Genomic DNA, 20,208 nt, shown 5'->3' with positions numbered 1-20,208 from the left:
CACTAACCTCTCTTAAAAAATCTACGCCACGAAGGGCGTGTGTCATTCGTTGAAATGCTATTCAGATCCGGAACCTGCATATCATATTTATATTCCCCGATCTGGTGCTCTTCCATCAGGTTACCCGTAAAATACTTTTCCACGCTTTGATAACCTGTCGGAACAAAAAACAGAATATCAAATCCTATCAGGTTCAAAAAAGCGATCAAAATGGAATCTTCCAGGGAGATCATCGTCTCACCTGTATTAATATATATTAATTTCGGATTCTTCTTCGTAAAATCAAACTTCTGGATCAGACGAATGATGTCCTTCGGTAAATTCAGAACCTGGGCGATAACTATATATTCTGTGCCATTTTCCCCGATTCCTTTTATCAGTTTCTGCTCAATCAGAAACTCCAATTTATCAAGCATGAACTCCTGCATTTCTTCACGTAGAAGCCCATATGGATATTTCGGATGATTCTTTATTTTATTACGCTGAAGTTTCCAGTTTTTATAAAACTCTGCGGAAAAAGCTTTCATTGGATTCGGTGTTGTCGGCTGAATATACGGAGCACTTTTAATAACGACCGTATCTTCTGTCATCAGCTCTTTTATCGAACTCCAATACTGAGATACATTTCCGTCTTTAACCCCGGATATTTTTGAAAAAATAACCGGCATATTTACTACTCCGTCAACAGTACTGAAATTAGGCCTGTACTTTAATTCCTGATCCCACAGAATCTTTATTTCTTCATACATGGTCTGCAGATTAATGACATTTGCTTTCACATACTGTTGATTTCTATATATTCCACTGTCCTGATACATCAGCGTATCAAGTTCTCTTTCCGCGTGATATGCGACCGTTCCAATCTTTACCTGCGAGCTCTCTTCCGGATACCTTGTCAGTAAAAGACTCTCTGTATAGTTCACTTCATATAACAGCTTATCCTCAAGACAGCATTTCACGTTCAGATCAGGACATAGAATCAAAACATCCAGCGGAAGCCGTCCGAGAAAGCTCATAAACAAAGCTTCCTTATCATCCCGGCAGCCACCCATATAAATAAAACATCCAATATCTGAAGGTTTCCACCCTGCAAACAGCTTCGACATATATCTTCGCAGCCAGCAGATCAGATACACCGCCCGGTTTGTCAGTCGGTTAAGATTCTCGCCTTCTCTCCTGGATTCCGCCAGAATAACATCGACAAATGTTTTATGCAAAATCCTCTGCAGTTCCACATTTCCTGTATATTGGATGTTCCCCACAAGTCCAAGGATCATCTGATCTTTGTTCGCATAATTGTCTCTCTTTATCTCTGCGATCTCCTGCGGTGTCGGCTTCGGAATCTCCTCATTAACTATAACGAGATTCCTCTTTGAATTCTTCAATTCCTGCTGTAATTTAAATAATTCATTTGCATAGGTAAGCTTGTCCTCTGCCCCGTTTATCCTGCAAAAGCAGTTATAAAAAAAGCGATCGTCATTTCCCCTCAGCATGATACTCTCGCGGATATCATCCAGTCCTTTTCCACTTATCCAGGCATTTGTACAGTTTGTGATCGTTGGTCTTGTCCCATACAATCGCTCGTTATTGATCTCATTTTGAATCTCATCTCTGACTTTCTTTATACAATACCCTTGTGGAAAAGCGCCTAACCCATTCATCTGCAGGCTGTCTGACAGCACAGATCCCGGATCTGACTTCAGATATCCACTGTCACCTTCATACTGAAGAAAAACTACATCGCATCCGGCATTAGAAAGAATTGATATAAGCATCAATTCATAGCTGCTTATATTTCCTTCATATAATATTTTAGGAATATTATTTTCTCCAAGCTGATTCACAATTCGTTCAAATTTATAATAAAGCCAGCACATAAACTTGATATATGCATTCTTCAGCATATTCTCCGTTTTACCGGCTTTTCTCATTGAATCTAATGAGTCATAGACAGACTCTGCTACATTTTGTCTCTGGAGATCATTCATTCTGGGAAGCCATTTCTTCAGACTTGTCAGAATAAACCCCGGGTTCATCTGAAAATCCATGCCCATTATCTCATTATAATATGAAAGATTTCCCTCATCAGGATTCGGGATCTTACCCTCGATCACTACTCCCGTTTTCCTTGCTGCATCGTAATATTTTTTGATAAATGCACCAACTTCTTCTGAGTATCCATTGATCCGGTAAAAGTAAACGCCCCTCTCCCGTCTGTTATCCAGTTTGACAAAATAATCGCTAAGGTTCTGAATCTTCTTATGCTCTAACATGTAGCATTCTCACCTTCAATATCTGCTCATTTTATTCTTGTTCATTACAAATCCTAAAGCAGAACCAACGCCTCCTCCTACAATATGAGTAAGATTAGCTATATTGTCCTGAACAAAAATTCCCTGATATACCTGTTCTCCAATATAAATAACTGCAACTAAAATAAAAGTAAACGGTATTTTACCTTCCTCAAAACCAGCAAATGATGAAAGTAAAATCAAAGCAAAAACCACTCCGCTCGCACCAAGTAATTGCGTATACGGAAAAAATATGAAATTGACTATACCGGTCACTAATGCCGTTGCCAAAATAACAAACAAAATATTTGCTGAGCCATATTTCTCCTCAAGCAACGGCCCAACAACCAGAATAAGCATTATATTTCCTATAAAATGTTCCCAGCCAGCATGCCCCAATACATGTCCAAAGAATCTGAAATAAGTCAACGGACTAAGCAATGATGATCTGTACACACTAAACAGCGCATTTGTAGATACTCCCCCAGTAATCTTATCCACTAACAAAACTATAAAACATGCTATAGTAAAGGCTAATATAACTGGAGAGTTAAATGAAATTTGTATTTTTTTATTTTTAAAATTCATCTTTTCACCTGAAAATTATATAAATTCTGCACAGAAAAATTGTACCATATCACTACTTCTATTTCAATAAAAATTCAATTAAAAAGCTTGCTGTTTTTCCACAAATGCACATAATTATTTTATTATTCACTCTATTCCAAAAAATCTAACCACTCATTTAGCGTTTCCATTTTTATTAAAATATGATATTATGAATATTACACCCATCGCGCTATAACCACACGAATATTTATAATAAAACTAGTTTTCTCTTCATTTAAGCCATTAAGATATTCCTGTGTATAACAATCCCTGTAGATATAAATAAGGAGTATTATGAAAAATAACGTTTTATATTACAGCGTAGGACCATTACTTTACTGCCCTGCCAATAAAGCTTCCATCACTGATTCCTTAATAAACGAAAAATTCGGAAACAGATTTTCTCTTGCTCTCTGTCTGGAAGATACGATAAACGATGCTTATGTCGCAAAAGCAGAACAGATACTTATTCATTCTCTGGACACAATCTTTGCGCAACATGAAATAATACCTTTTTATTTGCCCAAAATCTTCATCCGGGTTCGAAACCCACAGCAAATCCACAGATTAATAAAATCTCTGGGACGTTCTGTTGAAATAGTCACCGGTTTCATCATTCCGAAGTTCAGTCTTGATAACGCATCAGATTATATAAATGAAGTAATCCGTGCCAACGAACTCGCCTCAAAAAATATTTACATGATGCCAATTTATGAAAATTCTTCTATTATCGACCTCAGAAATCGTACAGATATTCTTTATTCATTAAAGGATTCCTTGTCACAAGTTGAAGATCTTGTGCTGAACATTCGCGTCGGAGGAAATGATTTATGTCATATGTTTGGATTCAGGAGACATTCCAATGAATCCATTCATCAGATCCGACCAGTTTCTGATATTTTCTCCGATATCATCACTGTATATGGCATGGATTACGTTGTGTCAGGTCCTGTATGGGAATACTATGCAGGTGATAACTGGAAAGATGGTATGATCCAGGAAATTCAGGATGATAAGCTTTGTGGTTTTATTGGAAAAACAGTTATTCATCCTGCACAGATACCTGTAGTCAATTGTTCTTATCAGGTATCAGAGAAAGATTTTAAAGATGCCCAGGAGATTTTAAACTGGAATAAAAATTCTGCTTCCCTTGTCTCCGGAAATAACGTCAGGGAAAGAATGAATGAATACAAAACACATATCAACTGGGCCCAGAGGATCATTTATCTGGCTGAGTCTTTTGGTGTCGCAAAATAAACAGATCAGGGCGATGGAATTTCAATTTTACATCTCCCTGATCTGTTTATTCATACTCATTTATGGCAATTTCATGCATCTGCTATTTTCTTAATTATCCCGCAACATTTATAATGTGTAAGCTGATAATATTCTATAGGCACATTTTTCTCCTGTGCAAGTCTGACCAAATGTTCCAGTTGAGGATCTCCCTTATAACGTTCATCAATTAATATTTTCCACGGAAGCCTTCTTAGTAATACTCTCGTGGTTTCACCAATTCCCGGTTTTATCAGATTAATATCATTTATTCCAAAGTTTCTGCCTATCTCCTTGACTTCATCAATTCCCTTGTCCTCAGGCATATTCTTACGATATGGAACATTCTCCATGACAAACTCTTTCTCAATCGTTTCAATAAAATCATAAGACAAATCAGAGTCTGTCAGTTCTCCATAATACGCAGCCCCATGAAAATCATCCTTACCTATAATATCATCTCGCAGGAAGGTTCGGCTAATAAGACCTGATACTGTGCTGTTCAGACAAGAACTGGGAATCAGTATATCATCATGTGTTCCACACAATTGGGTAACATTCGCCGGATCTGCAATAACCGCTATGTCAGAAGATACCCCTTTGTATGCGGATATATCTTTCTTCAATTCATTAAGAATCGCACCCTTACCAATCCAGCCATCAACAAACAGAAGCTGTTCCGGCCTATATTTTCCCAATAAATACTTCATAGCATTATCATCAATGCCTCTTCCCCTGATAATTGAAATCGAATAGTGAGGTACACTTATCTTATATTTATACTTCATATAGCGTTTTATAAGAATACCTACCGGAACTCCGGCTCTGGCAAGAGATACCAGAACAATCTCTTTTCCTTTATTTTCTATAATCTTATCCGAAAGTATACCCACAGCATTTGCAACCGGCTTTGCAAAATTTTTCAGCGCATTATTATATACTTTTATGTATTGATCTGTAGGGACATACTCAACAGGAAGCATCTCACTGTAATGTTTTCCCGATTGGATCAACTTCTCCCGCTCCTCAGCAGGCTGAGGCTTTACCAATCCGGTAATATCCTTTAGTAATAAGATTACGTCTTCATCTGAATAGGAACTTCTCAAATCAGCACCACCTTACAACTGTAATATCATCATTGTAATTCTGAAGAGCATTTATCAAGGTTCTCTGCCCTTCCTCAATTTCCGGAGAATCTGTAATAACAAATACTTTATCGTATTTTTCTATATCATAAAGAAAAGTTCTTCGATCCGGATCATACAGGCTTTTCAGTTCGTATCTGCTGTGAAGCGGATATTCCCGCTCTAAACTCACTACGATCGGACTTCTTGTTGTCGAATGACATCTCACAGAATTCCCCTCTTTCTCCAACTGTCTGCCAATGTAAAGCACAGGAAACATAAACTCTTCTGTTCCGATAACCAGTATTTTTTTACCCGAAATACTTCCGGTCTGCGTTTGAATCTCTGTCCATAATTTCTCACATGCAGCTCCATATTTCTCAGAATCAACCAGCCTTCGTGCATCCATACGTCCAGAAATATTAATGGTCATATAATCTGTTGTTACCGTATGGTCTGAACATTTATAATAATGGCCTTTTTCTGCAAGCTTTTCTGCTCTGTCACTATAATCACTATGGTCTGTTTTTATCAGATAATGCAGTGGAATTCCTTTTTTTCTGTATTGTTCCAAATACTCTTTATCCATTCCATTTAGCAGAGATGCCACTGAATATTTAAATTTCCCAGTATATTCTCTGTCAAGAATATTTATAATATTCAGAATCGTGTTTCCGGTAGTAACCTCATCTTCAACAAACACAATTCTGTCGATTTCATCTACAATACTATCAATATCATCTTTTACCAGTTTCTGTTCCGTAGCATGACTATGTTCTTCCGAAAAGAAAAGATATTCTACATTAGGGATTACTTCTCTGGTCGTCTGAATATACTTCGCACCAACAGATATTGCTGCCTGCGCTCCTATGGCCGTGGCTGTTTCTGCAAAACCTACAAGTAAAAGCTTTTCATTCTTATATTCATTCCGGAATACATCAGCCAAATCCGTAAACAACTTTAATGCCTTTGATGGCACTACCGGAACATGTTTCCCCTGAAGAGGATTTACCACCAGATATTTTCTCCTCATATTATTTTCTCTCTTTGCGATCCTGACTAAGTCATTTTCAACATATTCTATTTTATGTTCCACTTTACTGTCGTCCCTTTATATTATTCATATGATCTGAAAAACGTCTGTAGCTTCGTAAGTGCCATAGTCAGCGCTTCTGTCTCCTCAACATTTAGTCCTTTCAATACAGCCAGAACCATCTTCTCGTGGAAATCCTTATGGTGATAATAAGCCCTCTCTCCTAGCTTAGTCAACGAGATCAGCACCACTCTTCTGTCCTCTTCACTTCGCATACGCTGGATATACCCCTTCTTCACAAGGTTGTTTACTGCAATTGTCAAAGTACCGACCGTCACATTCAACAATCTGGCTACTGTTGACATATTTTTCTGTTCCCGGATACCCAACGCATCAATAATGTGCATATCATTGACTGAGATATTCTTATATTCTCCAGTGATCAATGCTCTCTCTTCCAGGTCCAGAATCTCATTAAATAAATTGACCAGCACATCATTGATCGCTTCATAATGGTTCATCCGGCTACCTCCCTCTTCTTAATTGCTTCTATTATACACTAAAATACTTTGTCTCACAAAGCATTTTTAGATGTTTTCAAAGAAATTCCCGCAGGCTTCTTTCTTTGGACTCTGAAATTTGATATAATAAAAAGATAAGACATCAGGACAAAATTTATTTTGCCTATTCTAAGATCTTAAAGGAAAAACTTTATGAAAAAAAATAATATACCTCTTAATTTCCGGGAGAAAATCAACTCCCGCATCAGCCTTCTGTGCTCGATCGTGGTTATGGTCCTGCTCGTTCTGGTGATCCATCAGCTCGATTATACCCTGATACGCAAACCTCAGAAGGAAGCCGCCGAAGCGGCATCACTCAAAGAAGAACAGGAAAAAATAGCGGCAGAAACACCGGAGATCTCCACTGCAAGTGTAATCGCAGTCGGTGACAATCTCTATCACAGCAAATTATATGAATCTGGTGAGTATGATTCCGGAACATGGAATTACGACCATATTTATACGCACATTCTGGATCAGGTCCAGGCTGCTGATGTCGCTATGATCGACCAGGAAACTGTTTTTGCACCCAGCCATGATGCAGTCAGTTCCTACCCGTCATTTGCCACTCCCGAAGAGGTTGGTGACGCCATTATCAAAGCCGGATTTAATGTTATAGAATCTGCTACCAACCACGCAGATGATTATGGCTACGATTACCTGAAAAACACTCTGGATTTCTGGAGCACCAACTATCCGGATATTCCTGTACTTGGAATCCACTCCACTCAGGAAGACGCAGATACGGTAAAAGTAAAAGAAGTCAATGGAATCAAGATTGCTTTCCTTGACTATACATATGGCACCAATAATTCCGGTGTCGGCGACGGCTACGAATATATGCTCGATATCTTTGACAAAGACAAGATCACCACAATGATCCAGAAGGCCAAAGAAGTCAGCGACTGCATTATCTTCGTCGCCCACTGGGGAACAGAAGACGAAACCATGCCAAATGAATACGAGAAACAATGGGCTGCTTTCCTGATGCAGCAAGGTGTTGATGTGATTATCGGCGGACATCCACATGTACTTCAGCCTTATGGACAGCTTTCTGATGACCAGGGACATACCACTACTGTATTCTATTCTCTGGGAAACTTTGTTTCCACTCAGCAGGAACTCCCGGAACTTCTGGAAGGAATGGCAAGCTTTACAATTCAGAAATCCACTTTAAATGGAAAGTCCACCATCCAGATTCTCGCTCCAACAGTGAAGCCTATGGTCATGCATTATGACTATGACTCCGGAGAATACGGTCCATATATGCTGGATGATTATACCGAAGAACTCGCTTCTTCCCACAGTGTCCGCAACGTAATTGGTGACGAATTCACACTCGACAATCTGAAAGCCAAATTCAAAGAGATCATGTCCATGAATGTAAAACCATCCACTAACACCAACTTGTTGAACGTTAAATTTGACTGGGAAGGCAACATGATAGATAAGACTACCGGAAATGTAGTGGAAGATACAGAATCTATTCACTCCTGGGAATACCTGGCAGACACTGCAGGTGGTTCTGATAGTCCGGACAGCTCAGATACCTCTGACACCACAGATAATTCTGACGGTTCAGATAGCTCAGACAGTTACAGCGACAGCAGCTATGACAACAGCGACGACAGTAGTGACGACAGTAGTGACGACAGTAGTTATGACAATGGCAGTTATGATAGCAGTGACGATAGCAGTGACGACAGTAGTTATAACGATGGCGGCTATGATAGCAGCTACGATGAAAGCTATTGATTATTTATATGCAAAAAGGACTATGCTCTGCATAGTCCTTTTTACATATCATGCTATTTTTATAAACCTAACAGTCTCTCCGCATTCTGTCTGGTCACTTCAATAACCTCTTCTGCCGTAATCCCTTTCAACTCTGCGATTGCCTGTGCCACATAAGGCAGATTCAGAGAAGAATTTCTCTTCCCTCTGTTCGGCTTCGGAGCCAGGTACGGGCTGTCCGTTTCCAGCACAAGCTGAGACAGCGGCGCATACTGAACAGTCTCCTTGACTTTCTTCGCATTCTGAAAAGTAACCACCCCGCCAATTCCCAGATACATTCCCATCTTCAGATACTCAGCCGCAATTTCCCTGCTATAGGAAAAGCAATGAATAATGCCGCCATACATACCGCCCTGCATATACTCTCTGATAATATTAAGAGTATCCTCCGCAGCATCCCTGCTGTGAATCATAAACGGCATTTTTTCTTCTCTCGCAATATCAAGCTGGGCACGAAACATCTTCTGCTGAATCTCATGCTCTTCTTTCCCCTTATGCCAGTAATAGTCCAGACCAATCTCACCGATTGCCACCATCTTATCCATACAAGAAAGTCTGCGGATCTCATCCAGAGTTTCCTGTGTCATCTTATCCGCATCATCCGGATGAACTCCCACAGATCCATATATAAAAGGATATTTCTCCATCAGATCCACTGTATCGTGTAAACCGTCTACAGAAGCGCAGACATTAACTATCTTCTCAATCCCGCCATCATGCATAGATGCAAGAAGCGCCTCTCTGTCTGCGTCAAAAGCCTCGTCGTCGTAATGTGCATGTGTATCAATAATCATTTTCTTCGTTCTCCTCGTATGGTCGCCATGTATCCGCTAACTTATATTCCTTGTGAAACGTCAGAGAAATTACTGACAGCGACTTTATAAATATTGCTGATTATTATCCGGTTAAACAGATATTATCTTTAATCCAGTATTGTAAGCTCATCTCCTGGATGAATCACACCGCCATGCAGAACTCTTGTAAAGACTCCCTGCTTCGGCATAATGCACTCACCCATTTTCTTAAAGATCGCACATCCGCTATGGCACTCTTTGCCGATCTGAGTCAGCTCCAGAACCACATCATTGCATCCAAATTTTGTACCGATCGGAAGTGTCGCAAAATCAATCCCCTGAACCACCAGGTTCTCTCCAAATGCTCCATCCTCCACTTCAGCGCCGCGCGCGCGGAAATCTTCAATCTTGTCAAAAGAAAGCAGGCTTACCTGGCGATGCCATTTTCCTGCATGTGCATCACCCTCAATGCCCCAATCTTCAACGACCTTTATTTCCGGAACACTCTTCTTCTGTGTTCCCTTCGCCTCACTTGTACAGACCGCAATTACTTTTCCCATAAGATTATCCCTTTTACCTTCCTGATTTTATTCGTCACCGTTTATTTATAGCAATCCCATAAAATGATGCCATTAATCCAACTCATCTTGCGCAGTTTCCAGCCTCACCCGTCATAATCTCGATGCCATGTCCCAGCGCATCAATAATATACTCCAGGCTCTCTTTCACCGCCTTAGGACTTCCCGGCAGATTAATGATCAGCGTTTTTTTACGAATTCCTGCTGTCGCGCGGCTGAGCATTGCTCGCTTGGTAATTGTCATGCTATACGCACGCATTGCTTCCGGAATCCCCGGAACACGTCTGTCAATAATATCCTCTGTTGCCTCCGGTGTGATATCTCTCGGGGAAAAACCGGTTCCACCCGTAGTCAGGATCAACTCTGCGGCACCACTATCCGCAATCTCTGCCATTCTCTCTGATAACATCTTTCTGTCATCCGGTAAAATATCTTCAGATACAACCTCATATCCATTCTTCTCCACAATCTCCCGAATCGCCGGACCGCTTAAATCCTCACGCTCCCCACGATATCCGGTATCGCTGGATGTAATAATCGCTACTCTTTTCATCTTGTAAAAACCTCCGCAATTTTTATTTATATCCATTATACACCCTTATTCCGATTTGCCCAACAGATATTTCAATCGGATATTTGCAATCCGCTTTCGCTACGTGGCTCTACACCGAATGACTGCTCCGCGGTTTCGGTCAAAAATGGAAATCCCCACTCTTACCGCCAGTTTTCTCAACCAGATGGATATTTGACATTACCATATGCTTATCAATTGCTTTACACATATCATAAATCGTCAAAAGCGTCACCTGAACACCAGTCAACGCTTCCATCTCCACACCAGTCTTTCCCTCAGTCTTAACTGTACAGAATGCGCGGATAATTCCATTCGCCTCGTCCAGTTCATAATCCACCGAACACTTCTGAATCGGAAGCGGATGGCACATCGGAATCAGTTCAGAAGTCCTCTTAACTCCCATGATCCCGGCTACTCGCGCCACACCAAGCACATCCCCCTTCTTCACGGAACCATCCTTCACCGCTGCCATAATAGCCTCTCCTACATGAATCTCACCTGTAGCAACCGCCGTTCTATACGTAACATTCTTCCCGGAAACATCCACCATAACTGCGTTTCCGTTCTCATCAAAATGATTAAAACCCTGTGACATAATTTATCCCCTTTACATTGTTATTTTGTTACTGTTCACACACCACTATCCCGCGAGGTGTTTTGGCATAAATATGCCAAAATCCCGAGACATACAAGCCAAAATTCCATTGCCACAGGCAATCTGGAATGAATTTTGGCTACGTTACTGAGAACGGAGTGAACAGTAACGTTATTTTCATTTTCAGACAAAAAACGAGGCTTTTATTACACGAAATCATGCAATAAAAGCCTCGCCCATTCATCACGATACGGATGGAGTCTTTACCCATCGAGATTGACAACATCATGAACATGCACGTGCCAGCTACTCCCCTTTATCTAATACTAATATAGCTTTTGGGGACGCATTTGTCAAGTTCATTTTTCGGAAATTTTCACAGAATTTAATCTGTATTTTCAGTAAATTTGTCACTGTTCACTTTGTAATCAGCAGATCTCAGCACCTGCCGGCATTTCTTTTTCCGGTACCATCAGGGAAAGGTTTCCGTCTGCATCTTCTGCGCAGAGAATCATTCCTTCACTGAGTACTCCGGCAAGTTTGGCTGGTTTCAGGTTTGTGACTACCATAACTCTCTTGCCTACCATTTCTTCTGCACTGTAGTGTGCTTTGATTCCGGATACGATCTGGCGTACCTGGCTTCCGATCTGTACCTGTGAGCAGAGAAGTTTCTTGGATTTCTTTACTTCCTCGCAGGAGATGATCTTACCAACCTGGAACTGGAGCTTGCCGAAATCTTCAAATGTGATTTCTGGTTTTGCCTCAATGTCAATCACATCCTCTTTCTCTTCTTTTGCAGGCTCTTCAGCTTTTGGTGGATGAAGCTCTGCTACTTTTGCCATTACTTCTTTAAGGTCAAGACGTGCGAAAAGGATCTCCGGTTTCTCAGTTACTTTGTTTCCTGATGGATAGAGACCGAATGTCTTGAGGTCATCTAAGCTTCTGTCCTGAGCATTTAACTGGGCAAAAATTCTCTCTGTTGTTTCCGGCATAAAGGATTTCAGCAGAGTTGCGCCAATGCAGATTCCCTCAACCAGATTGTAGAGAACGGTTGCAAGACGGTCTTTCTTTTCTTCATCTTTTGCAAGTGCCCATGGCATTGTTTCGTCGATGTATTTGTTGCAGCGTTTGAAGATAGTGAATACTTCTGTCATTGCGTCTGCTACACGAAGTTTGTCCATTTTTTCGTTTACTTTTTCCGGTACGGAGAGGATGAAGTTCTTGAGATCATCATCTACAGGCTCTGTTACGCCTTTGTTCTCTACTACGCCGCCAAAGTATTTGTTGGACATGGAAATCGTACGGTTTACAAGGTTTCCGAGGGTGTTTGCAAGCTCGGAGTTGAGGCGCTCTACCATCAGTTCCCATGTGATAACACCATCGTTCTCAAATGGCATTTCGTGGAGTACGAAGTAACGTACTGCGTCTACGCCAAAGAAGTCTACCAGTTCGTCTGCGTAGATTACGTTTCCTTTGGATTTACTCATTTTGCCATCACCCTGAAGGAGCCATGGATGTCCAAATACCTGTTTCGGAAGTGGAAGATCCAGTGACATCAGGAAGATTGGCCAGTAAATTGTATGGAAACGGATGATGTCTTTACCGATGAGGTGAAGGTCTGCCGGCCAGAGTTTGTTGAACTGCTCTGTACTTTCTCCATCGCAGTCGTAACCGATTCCTGTGATGTAGTTTGTGAGGGCATCAAGCCATACATATACTACGTGTTTCGGATCGAAGTCTACCGGAATTCCCCATTTAAAAGATGTTCTGGATACGCAGAGATCCTGAAGTCCCGGAAGAAGGAAGTTGTTCATCATTTCGTTCTTACGTGATTCCGGCTGGATGAAATCCGGGTGTGTGTTGATGTAGTCGATCAATTTGTCAGCATATTTGCTCATTTTGAAGAAGTATGCTTCTTCTTTGGCAGGTACGCATGGACGTCCGCAGTCAGGACATTTGCCGTCTACAAGCTGGGATTCTGTGAAGAAAGATTCGCACGGTGTGCAGTACATTCCTTCGTAGTGTCCTTTGTAGATGTCGCCTTTTGCGTACATTTTTTTGAAGATTTTTTTGACCTGTTTTTCGTGGTCTTCGTCAGTGGTTCTGATGAATTTGTCGTAGGATGTGTTCATCAGATCCCAGATTCTTTTGATCTCGCCGGATACGTTGTCTACGAATTCTTTCGGGGTGATACCGGCTTCTTCGGCTTTTAATTCGATTTTCTGGCCGTGTTCATCAGTTCCGGTCTGGAAGAATACGTCGTAGCCTTGCTGGCGTTTGTAGCGGGCGATGGCGTCGGCTAATACAACTTCATAAGTGTTGCCGATGTGCGGTTTGCCGGATGTGTAGGCAATCGCGGTGGTGATGTAGTATTTCTGTTTTTCCATGGTTGTTGTCTCCTTTTTTTGAATGTGGACGCCTGGTTTTTCAGAATGGTAACAACCGCTCCTTTCCTATGGAAGAAAAATATAAATTCTTCATAAGGGAAAATGAATGGAAGTGGGACTTATTAGTGCTCCTGGTTAGGATATGGAGGTTCATATATGTTTATAACATAAAAAAAGTCTCCCCAGAGTTATCTGAGAAGACGAGTGTTTGCCCGTGTTACCACTTCTGTTCGTTTCCTGCTCGCGCGGGGAAACCTTGGGAGGTACGTGTAATACCTCTACGCTATAACAGGCGTGCCTGTCGCTGCCTAAAGTCCATGACTCTCAGCAGTGCCTCTCGGAAGCCATCTTCGATCTGCTCCTTGCATATCCCTCTCAGCCTTCAGGACTTACTATCGTCGTCCATGGGGATTTCTCTGTAATACGGTCTGCGGATGTACTCTCTTCTTCAATGAGTTTGTATTATTTCGTAACAGCAGTTCTGTGAGTTATCTGAAATGCTGTTATCAGTTATAGGAATTAGTTATTTCCTGTTATAGGGAAAATATAGCACATTTCTAAGGGTTTGTAAACCCACTGAAATGTGCTATTGCTTGTTTTATTATATTTCTGATGTTTTATCAAGAAGCTCTTTCACACCTTTTAACGCTGCATCTATTTTTCTTTCTTCCAGATGATAATTTAAAACATAACGAGTTCTTGCCTCCCATAAAGAGAGCATTACGAAAATTAAATATATATTTTATCTTGACAAATATAATCCATTATTGTATAGTAATAATATCAGTAATGATTATCGTTATTAAACATATTTATTTACTGAAACTCAGAGAAGGGAGGAATACCATGGCGACACTGAAATATAGCCGTCAGAGGGAATCAATTAAGGAATTTCTCCGTAACAGAACAGATCATCCTACGGCAGATGTGGTATATGAGAATATGAAGCTCATTTATCCGAATATCAGCCTCGGCACGGTATATCGCAACTTATCTCTGCTTGCTGATCTGGGAGAAATCAAGAAGCTTTCCTCATTTGCCGGTGCGGATCATTTTGATGGACGGACCGAGAGGCATTGTCACTTTATGTGTACCAGATGTGAGCGGATCATGGATCTGGAGAGTGAGGGGATTCATCACATTATGGAGCTTGCGGGTGAGAACTTCGGCGGAAAGATTACCGATTACAGCGCCAGATTTTTCGGACTGTGTGAGGACTGCCTGAGAGAAACAGCCGGAACTCCTGTAAAAGCTGACGATGCTGCTAATGATAAAAAACAGCAAAAAAGTTAAAATAAAACTTGACTTTTTATATCAAATATGATACTCTAAGGTCACAACAAAACAGTAACAATTACTATTATTAAAAACAGATAATAGTACAGAACAAACAAACTGATGTCATTAAGAATAAATTTTAACTGACATCCAAATAATAAATCATTAAGAGAAAAGGAGATTTTAATTATGACAAAATGGGTATGTAGTGTATGCGGTTATGTTTATGAAGGTGAGAAAGCTCCGGAAGCCTGTCCAGTATGTAAAGCACCAGCTGAGAAATTTGTAAAACAGGGTGATGAAATGACATGGGCTGCTGAACACGTTGTAGGTGTTGCTCAGGGATCCAGCGAAGATATCATGGCTGACTTAAGAGCAAACTTCCAGGGTGAATGCTCTGAAGTTGGTATGTATCTTGCAATGGCAAGAGTTGCTCACAGAGAAGGATATCCGGAAGTTGGTTTATACTATGAGAAAGCCGCTTACGAAGAAGCAGAGCATGCTGCTAAATTCGCTGAGTTATTAGGCGAAGTTGTAACAGACAGCACAAAGAAGAATCTTCAGATGCGTGTAGAAGCTGAGAACGGCGCTACAGCTGGTAAAACAGATCTTGCTAAACGTGCAAAAGCTGCTAACCTTGACGCTATCCATGACACAGTTCATGAAATGGCTCGCGACGAGGCTAGACATGGAAAAGCATTCGCTGGTCTGCTTAAGAGATACTTCGGAGAATAATTCTATCGGAAAATCGCATAAAATAAACCTTTTAAAGGGAGAACCATTGAGGTTCTCCCTTTTTATCCGTTCGTATTTTCATAATTGGAAGCTTAACTGGATTTCGCCTGAAGTCTGGCAACCTGATCTGTCAGAGCATTCATCTTAACCTCATTAATCATAATCCTGTTCATCCAGGTAGCCGACACATCCATCTTATTGATAAGATTCAGATGATTCTCTGCAAGGATAGAAATATTCCTATCCGTTATGTTCTCCAAATGCAGTCTGATATCTGCAAAGTTATTTCTGGTCTCTTCTTCAAAACACTTCTGACGCTCTTCCATTCGGTCCATTCGCGTTCCAAGACCTCTGACCTCCGCCAAAACAGCTTCCAGCATTTGTCTGTCTGTCACCACTTTCACCTCCTCTGTAGCCCGTATCGTTCTTTTATATAGGATTGATTATATCACATACACGAAAATATGTATATAAAAATCTATAAACATTAGAGAATGTTTGGAAAATGCTGTTACTGTTCACTCCGTGCCCAGTAACACGCTTCGCGATGCACAGAATTTATGCTATTCGCATAAATTCGCGCGGTATGTCTCGGGATTTTGGCATATTCATGCCAAAACACCTCGCGGGATAGTGGTGTGTGAACAGTAACAAAATGCTTCCCACAAGATGTACGTCACAATTTGTGGGAGATTTTATTTGTTATTATCATTCATCTTCGCCTCAATCGCCGCACCAACCCTGTTATAAACAGTCACAGCGTCCTGAATATGCGGAATCGTATTTCCATCTGCTCCTGAAGCACCTGCGGAAACAAAGATATATTCCCTGCCCTCAATCTCCGCAAAACTTACCAGACAGTGTCCTGCCTCACTGGTATAGCCGGTCTTTCCGCCGAGGATTTTTCCACCTGTGACTGTCGGATCAGACAGGTTTTTAAACATTGTACTGTAGTAAGTGATGCCATCCGGGTGGATATTGGTAACCCCTGTGGAATGTCTGGCCGTCTCAATAATCTCCCTGAACGTATCATTCTTAATACAATACTTCATCAACACCGCAATATCCTTAACCGTACTGTAATGATCCGGATTATGCAATCCCGTAGAATCGCAGAAATGCGTATTATCCATTCCAAGCTTGGCAGCTTTCTTATTCATCAGCTCCGCAAAATCCGCCTCCGATCCACTGATCGTATCCGCCAACGCAATACAACACTCCGCTCCCGACGGCAGCATCGCGCCATAAAGAAGATCAATCACCCTGACTTCCTCTCCCGGCTGAAATCCCGCCTGCGTAGCATCCTGCTCATACAGCCCCGCGAACATCTCATCCGTCAGCGTAATCTTCTCATCCAGATCATCAAAATTCTCAATTCCAAGAATCACCGTCATAATCTTCGTCATAGAAGCCGGATAAATCTTCTCATCCCCATTGATCTCACCCAGAACCTTACCGCCTCTCGCATGCATCAGAATCGCATTCGGACTATTGATTCCACTGATATCCACTTCCTTCAAAACCGGCTGTTCAAACTGCTCAAACCATTCCTTCACACCCTTATTCCAGCCAACCATAATAACGAGCGCACAGATAATCAGAACCTCCACGAACACACACGCCACGATTCTTCCACGATATCTCCACGCATAGCTTCTCCCTCTTCTCTGTTTCCGTCTCCTAACTGCCAAAACCGACTCCTCCTCTCTGTCCCAATCTCATCCTCCCTACTATAACACACCTTATCTCACCACTGTAACCCTCTTCTTCCACCTTCACCTTCCATATAAATATAACGTCTCTTCCCCACTCCCACCTTCAATTCCTTTCCCTATTTCATCCTCTTGCGAATTTCAATTAGCCAGGGAGGGAAAATATTTGTTTTGGGACACATCTACAGGAGGTGTAGCAAATCCCCGGAAGCTTAGTATTCCTGCCTCCGCAGCCGTGTCCCAAAACAAATATTTTCCCTCCCGTACCTTAGTCAAAAAAGGGCAAAAGACGCAAAAAGACCCCCGGAGAATACTCCGAGAGTCTTAACTTGCTAAAATCTATTATGCTAATTTCATCGGGTTGATCTTCACACCAGGTCCCATTGTCGGAGCAATAACAACGCTCTTTAAATACTGACCTTTCAGTGTGCTTGGTCTAGCCTTAACGATAGCATCGATCAGCGTCTGGAAGTTGTCGCTTAACTGTTCTTCTGTAAAGGATGCTTTACCAACCGGAACATGAATAATGTTGGTTTTATCAAGACGGTACTCAATCTTACCTGCTTTGATATCGTGAACTGCTTTAGTAACGTCCATTGTTACTGTACCAGCTTTCGGGTTTGGCATTAAACCTTTCGGTCCAAGTACACGACCAAGACGACCTACAACACCCATCATATCTGGAGTTGCAACAACAACGTCAAAGTCTAACCATCCTTCGTTCTGGATCTTCGGAATTAAATCCTCAGCTCCAACGAATTCAGCACCTGCTGCTTTTGCTTCTTCAGCTTTAGCATCTTTAGCGAATACTAAAACACGAACTTTTTTACCAGTACCGTGTGGCAGAACTACTGCACCACGGATCTGCTGATCTGCATGACGTCCATCGCAGCCTGTACGGATATGAACTTCGATAGTCTCGTCAAATTTAGCAACTGCAGCTTTTTTAACTAAGCTGATAGCTTCTGCGGTATCATATAATGTAGCGCGGTCTACTGCTTTGGCAGCTTCCACGTATTTCTTTCCTCGTTTCATTTCTATAACCTCCTGTGGTATTTGCGGGGAACGCCCTCCCACTTACTATTTAATAATAAAATTAATCAACTACTTCGATTCCCATACTTCTTGCAGTACCAGCGATCATGCTCATAGCTGCTTCGAGGGATGCTGCATTTAAGTCTTTCATCTTAAGTTCAGCGATTTCCTGAACCTGAGCTTTAGTAACCTTAGCAACTTTTGTCTTGTTCGGTACGCCGGAACCGGATTTAATCTTAGCAGCTTTCTTAAGAAGAACTGCAGCCGGCGGAGTTTTGGTTATGAAGCTGAAACTTCTGTCTGCATAAACAGTGATAACTACAGGAATGATTAAGTCTCCCTGATCTGCTGTTCTTGCATTGAACTCTTTTGTGAACTGAACGATATTTACACCGTGCTGTCCAAGAGCTGGACCTACAGGTGGTGCTGGAGTTGCTTTACCAGCCGGAATCTGTAATTTGATATATCCTGTTACTTTCTTTGCCATTTTTCGGCACCTCCTATGTGGTATTGGCGGGGGTTTATGTCCCTCCCACGATATTGTTACCTTTGCTTGTTACATCTGTTTGATTTCTGCGAAACTAATTTCTACCGGCGTTTCGCGGCCGAAAAGTTCAACATTGATCGTTGCTGTCTGCTTAGGAATATCAAGAGCAGTAATAACACCAACGGTATCTTTCCAGGCACCGCCTGTTACAACAACTGTATCGCCTTCTGCGAAATCTACCTGGATATCCTCATTCTGGATACCAAGAGGAATCATCTCTTCCTCAGTTAACGGTACCGGCTTGGACCCTGGTCCAACGAAGCCTGTCACACCTCTGGTGTTACGGACAACATACCATGTATCGTCATTCATAACCATGTTGAGAAGTACATAGCCAGGAAACATTTTCTTCTGAACCTGTTTCATAGTTCCGTTCTTCAGTTCGGATACTTCCTGTAAAGGAACACGAACTTCAAGGATCTGATCTTCCAGGTGTCGGTTTTCGATGGTTTTTTCAATGTTGGCTTTTACTTTGTTTTCATACCCGGAATAAGTATGAACAACATACCATTTCGCTTCTGACATACAATCACCTTATCCTTATTTCATTAAAAGATTAATGCCTTCGAGAATAAATGAATCCATAACGCTGATCAGTACGCAGAGAACAATTGATACGCAAACTACTACGATAGTCTGCTTGATCAGTTCATTGCGATCTGTCCAGACAATTTTTTTGAATTCTGACTGAAGTCCCTGAAACCAACTCTTCTTCTGGCTTTTGCCAGCAGATTTTTCATTTCCTTGCATAGCCTGACCTCACAATTCTCTGTGAGTAACTGTTTCGTCCAGTTACCTTGGATTACTTTGTTTCCTTATGCAGAGTGTGTTTGCGGCAGAACTTACAATATTTCTGAGTTTCCATTCTCTCAGGATGGTTCTTTTTCTCCTTAGTCATATTGTAGTTACGCTGCTTGCACTCGGTACATGCTAATGTAATCTTAACGCGCACAACTTCCACCTCCAGTGTTTTCATTTGCATGGTCATTTCCTCATGCCTGACGATGTATCCGTCATCTTTTTCGGGCATAAAAAAAAGACCTAACTTCCATGTCGCTTGTCAAGTTTATCACACATGACATGCTTAAGTCAAGTCTTTTCTTATATTTATGCCTATAAATTATCGCATATTTTTGGCATTAAGACTCATATTAAGACAATCTGGAAAATCTCACCAGAACGTTCCGATATGCACCCACGAATCTTACTTTTCCTCCTTCGACAAAATACATCAAAATAACTGTAAAACTCCTATCAACTGGTCCCTCTTCAATATGATAAGATCCC

The 20,208-nt window shown here is 41.3% G+C and carries 21 protein-coding genes; 4 read left to right on the top strand and 17 right to left on the bottom strand.

All coding sequences use genetic code 11. The features are described from left to right. Positions 1-2 precede the first annotated feature (2 nt). Together WKT11_RS10180 and WKT11_RS10175 are read right to left on the bottom strand one after the other, a co-directional pair. Positions 3-2,273: a YceG family protein gene (locus WKT11_RS10180; RefSeq protein WP_117845332.1), complete on the bottom strand. Its 2,271-nt coding sequence runs from the start codon at positions 2,271-2,273 to the stop codon at positions 3-5. Between the two features lie 15 nt (positions 2,274-2,288). Further along, the gene (locus WKT11_RS10175) at positions 2,289-2,879 is read right to left on the bottom strand and encodes a rhomboid family intramembrane serine protease (protein ID WP_117845331.1); all 591 of its coding nucleotides are present in this window, start codon (positions 2,877-2,879) and stop codon (positions 2,289-2,291) included. Positions 2,880-3,194: 315 nt separating this feature from the next. Between WKT11_RS10175 and WKT11_RS10170 the strand changes: the two genes are divergently transcribed. After that, the gene (locus WKT11_RS10170; RefSeq protein WP_117845330.1) at positions 3,195-4,157 is read left to right on the top strand and encodes an HpcH/HpaI aldolase/citrate lyase family protein; all 963 of its coding nucleotides are present in this window, start codon (positions 3,195-3,197) and stop codon (positions 4,155-4,157) included. 71 nt (positions 4,158-4,228) lie between these two features. Here WKT11_RS10170 and WKT11_RS10165 read toward each other — a convergent pair whose 3' ends face one another. From WKT11_RS10165 to WKT11_RS10155, 3 genes are read right to left on the bottom strand one after another with little or no spacing between them, the layout of a single operon-like run. Continuing rightward, on the bottom strand, positions 4,229-5,281 hold the full coding sequence (locus WKT11_RS10165; RefSeq protein ID WP_117675685.1) for a cysteine protease StiP family protein: 1,053 nt from the start codon (positions 5,279-5,281) through the stop codon (positions 4,229-4,231). 1 nt (position 5,282) lies between these two features. Beyond that, entirely contained in the window at positions 5,283-6,395 is a 1,113-nt protein-coding gene (locus WKT11_RS10160) for a phosphoribosyltransferase domain-containing protein (protein WP_340284119.1), read from the bottom strand. A 20-nt stretch (positions 6,396-6,415) separates the two neighbouring features. Further along, positions 6,416-6,853 (bottom strand): MarR family winged helix-turn-helix transcriptional regulator, encoded by a 438-nt coding sequence (locus WKT11_RS10155; protein ID WP_117675687.1) that lies wholly within the window; start codon positions 6,851-6,853, stop codon positions 6,416-6,418. Between the two features lie 192 nt (positions 6,854-7,045). Here WKT11_RS10155 and WKT11_RS10150 point away from each other — a divergent pair, with 192 nt between their 5' ends. Then, positions 7,046-8,647 carry a CapA family protein gene (locus WKT11_RS10150; RefSeq protein ID WP_340284116.1) on the top strand — a complete coding sequence of 534 codons (1,602 nt, stop codon included), beginning with the start codon at positions 7,046-7,048 and terminating at the stop codon, positions 8,645-8,647. Between the two features lie 59 nt (positions 8,648-8,706). Here the strand turns inward: WKT11_RS10150 and WKT11_RS10145 are convergent, their stop codons facing one another. The 5 genes from WKT11_RS10145 to metG all read right to left on the bottom strand — a co-directional run bounded on the left by WKT11_RS10145 (position 8,707) and on the right by metG (position 13,614). Continuing rightward, positions 8,707-9,480 (bottom strand): TatD family hydrolase, encoded by a 774-nt coding sequence (locus WKT11_RS10145; protein ID WP_178761272.1) that lies wholly within the window; start codon positions 9,478-9,480, stop codon positions 8,707-8,709. Positions 9,481-9,608: 128 nt separating this feature from the next. Then, positions 9,609-10,040, bottom strand: coding sequence for an MOSC domain-containing protein (locus tag WKT11_RS10140; RefSeq protein ID WP_117675693.1), 432 nt, complete (start codon positions 10,038-10,040; stop codon positions 9,609-9,611). Between the two features lie 82 nt (positions 10,041-10,122). Beyond that, complete coding sequence (locus WKT11_RS10135; RefSeq protein WP_117675695.1) at positions 10,123-10,611, bottom strand: MogA/MoaB family molybdenum cofactor biosynthesis protein; 489 nt, start codon at positions 10,609-10,611, stop codon at positions 10,123-10,125. A gap of 139 nt (positions 10,612-10,750) precedes the next feature. Next, complete coding sequence (moaC, locus tag WKT11_RS10130) at positions 10,751-11,227, bottom strand: cyclic pyranopterin monophosphate synthase MoaC (RefSeq protein ID WP_117675697.1); 477 nt, start codon at positions 11,225-11,227, stop codon at positions 10,751-10,753. 428 nt (positions 11,228-11,655) lie between these two features. Continuing rightward, positions 11,656-13,614 carry a methionine--tRNA ligase gene (gene metG / locus WKT11_RS10125; RefSeq protein WP_118591313.1) on the bottom strand — a complete coding sequence of 653 codons (1,959 nt, stop codon included), beginning with the start codon at positions 13,612-13,614 and terminating at the stop codon, positions 11,656-11,658. An 846-nt stretch (positions 13,615-14,460) separates the two neighbouring features. Here metG and WKT11_RS10120 point away from each other — a divergent pair. Both WKT11_RS10120 and WKT11_RS10115 read left to right on the top strand, forming a co-directional pair. Continuing rightward, positions 14,461-14,907, top strand: a complete 447-nt coding sequence (locus WKT11_RS10120) for a Fur family transcriptional regulator (RefSeq protein WP_117675701.1) — start codon at positions 14,461-14,463, stop codon at positions 14,905-14,907. A gap of 174 nt (positions 14,908-15,081) precedes the next feature. Beyond that, positions 15,082-15,627 (top strand): NADH peroxidase, encoded by a 546-nt coding sequence (locus WKT11_RS10115; RefSeq protein WP_117845325.1) that lies wholly within the window; start codon positions 15,082-15,084, stop codon positions 15,625-15,627. 92 nt (positions 15,628-15,719) lie between these two features. On the opposite strand, the gene WKT11_RS10110 is transcribed toward WKT11_RS10115, so the two are convergent. The 7 genes from WKT11_RS10110 to rpmG all read right to left on the bottom strand — a co-directional run bounded on the left by WKT11_RS10110 (position 15,720) and on the right by rpmG (position 19,873). Beyond that, the gene (locus WKT11_RS10110) at positions 15,720-16,022 is read right to left on the bottom strand and encodes a hypothetical protein (RefSeq protein WP_243009494.1); all 303 of its coding nucleotides are present in this window, start codon (positions 16,020-16,022) and stop codon (positions 15,720-15,722) included. 300 nt (positions 16,023-16,322) lie between these two features. Beyond that, positions 16,323-17,318 carry a D-alanyl-D-alanine carboxypeptidase family protein gene (locus tag WKT11_RS10105; RefSeq protein WP_340284108.1) on the bottom strand — a complete coding sequence of 332 codons (996 nt, stop codon included), beginning with the start codon at positions 17,316-17,318 and terminating at the stop codon, positions 16,323-16,325. A 363-nt stretch (positions 17,319-17,681) separates the two neighbouring features. Continuing rightward, positions 17,682-18,374 carry a 50S ribosomal protein L1 gene (rplA, locus tag WKT11_RS10100; protein ID WP_008705377.1) on the bottom strand — a complete coding sequence of 231 codons (693 nt, stop codon included), beginning with the start codon at positions 18,372-18,374 and terminating at the stop codon, positions 17,682-17,684. A 61-nt stretch (positions 18,375-18,435) separates the two neighbouring features. Then, on the bottom strand, positions 18,436-18,861 hold the full coding sequence (gene rplK, locus WKT11_RS10095) for a 50S ribosomal protein L11 (protein WP_008705378.1): 426 nt from the start codon (positions 18,859-18,861) through the stop codon (positions 18,436-18,438). A 69-nt stretch (positions 18,862-18,930) separates the two neighbouring features. Next, positions 18,931-19,446 carry a transcription termination/antitermination protein NusG gene (gene nusG, locus WKT11_RS10090; protein ID WP_117675707.1) on the bottom strand — a complete coding sequence of 172 codons (516 nt, stop codon included), beginning with the start codon at positions 19,444-19,446 and terminating at the stop codon, positions 18,931-18,933. Between the two features lie 15 nt (positions 19,447-19,461). After that, positions 19,462-19,671 (bottom strand): preprotein translocase subunit SecE, encoded by a 210-nt coding sequence (secE, locus tag WKT11_RS10085; protein ID WP_117675709.1) that lies wholly within the window; start codon positions 19,669-19,671, stop codon positions 19,462-19,464. 52 nt (positions 19,672-19,723) lie between these two features. Continuing rightward, the gene (rpmG, locus tag WKT11_RS10080; protein WP_025578252.1) at positions 19,724-19,873 is read right to left on the bottom strand and encodes a 50S ribosomal protein L33; all 150 of its coding nucleotides are present in this window, start codon (positions 19,871-19,873) and stop codon (positions 19,724-19,726) included. Between the last annotated feature and the right edge of the window lie 335 nt (positions 19,874-20,208).

Source organism: Blautia sp. HCN-1074 (genome assembly GCF_037890165.1).
GTDB lineage: Bacteria > Bacillota > Clostridia > Lachnospirales > Lachnospiraceae > Blautia_A.
Note: the sequence above shows the minus strand (reverse complement) of the source record. Positions and strands in the feature narration are given on the sequence as shown.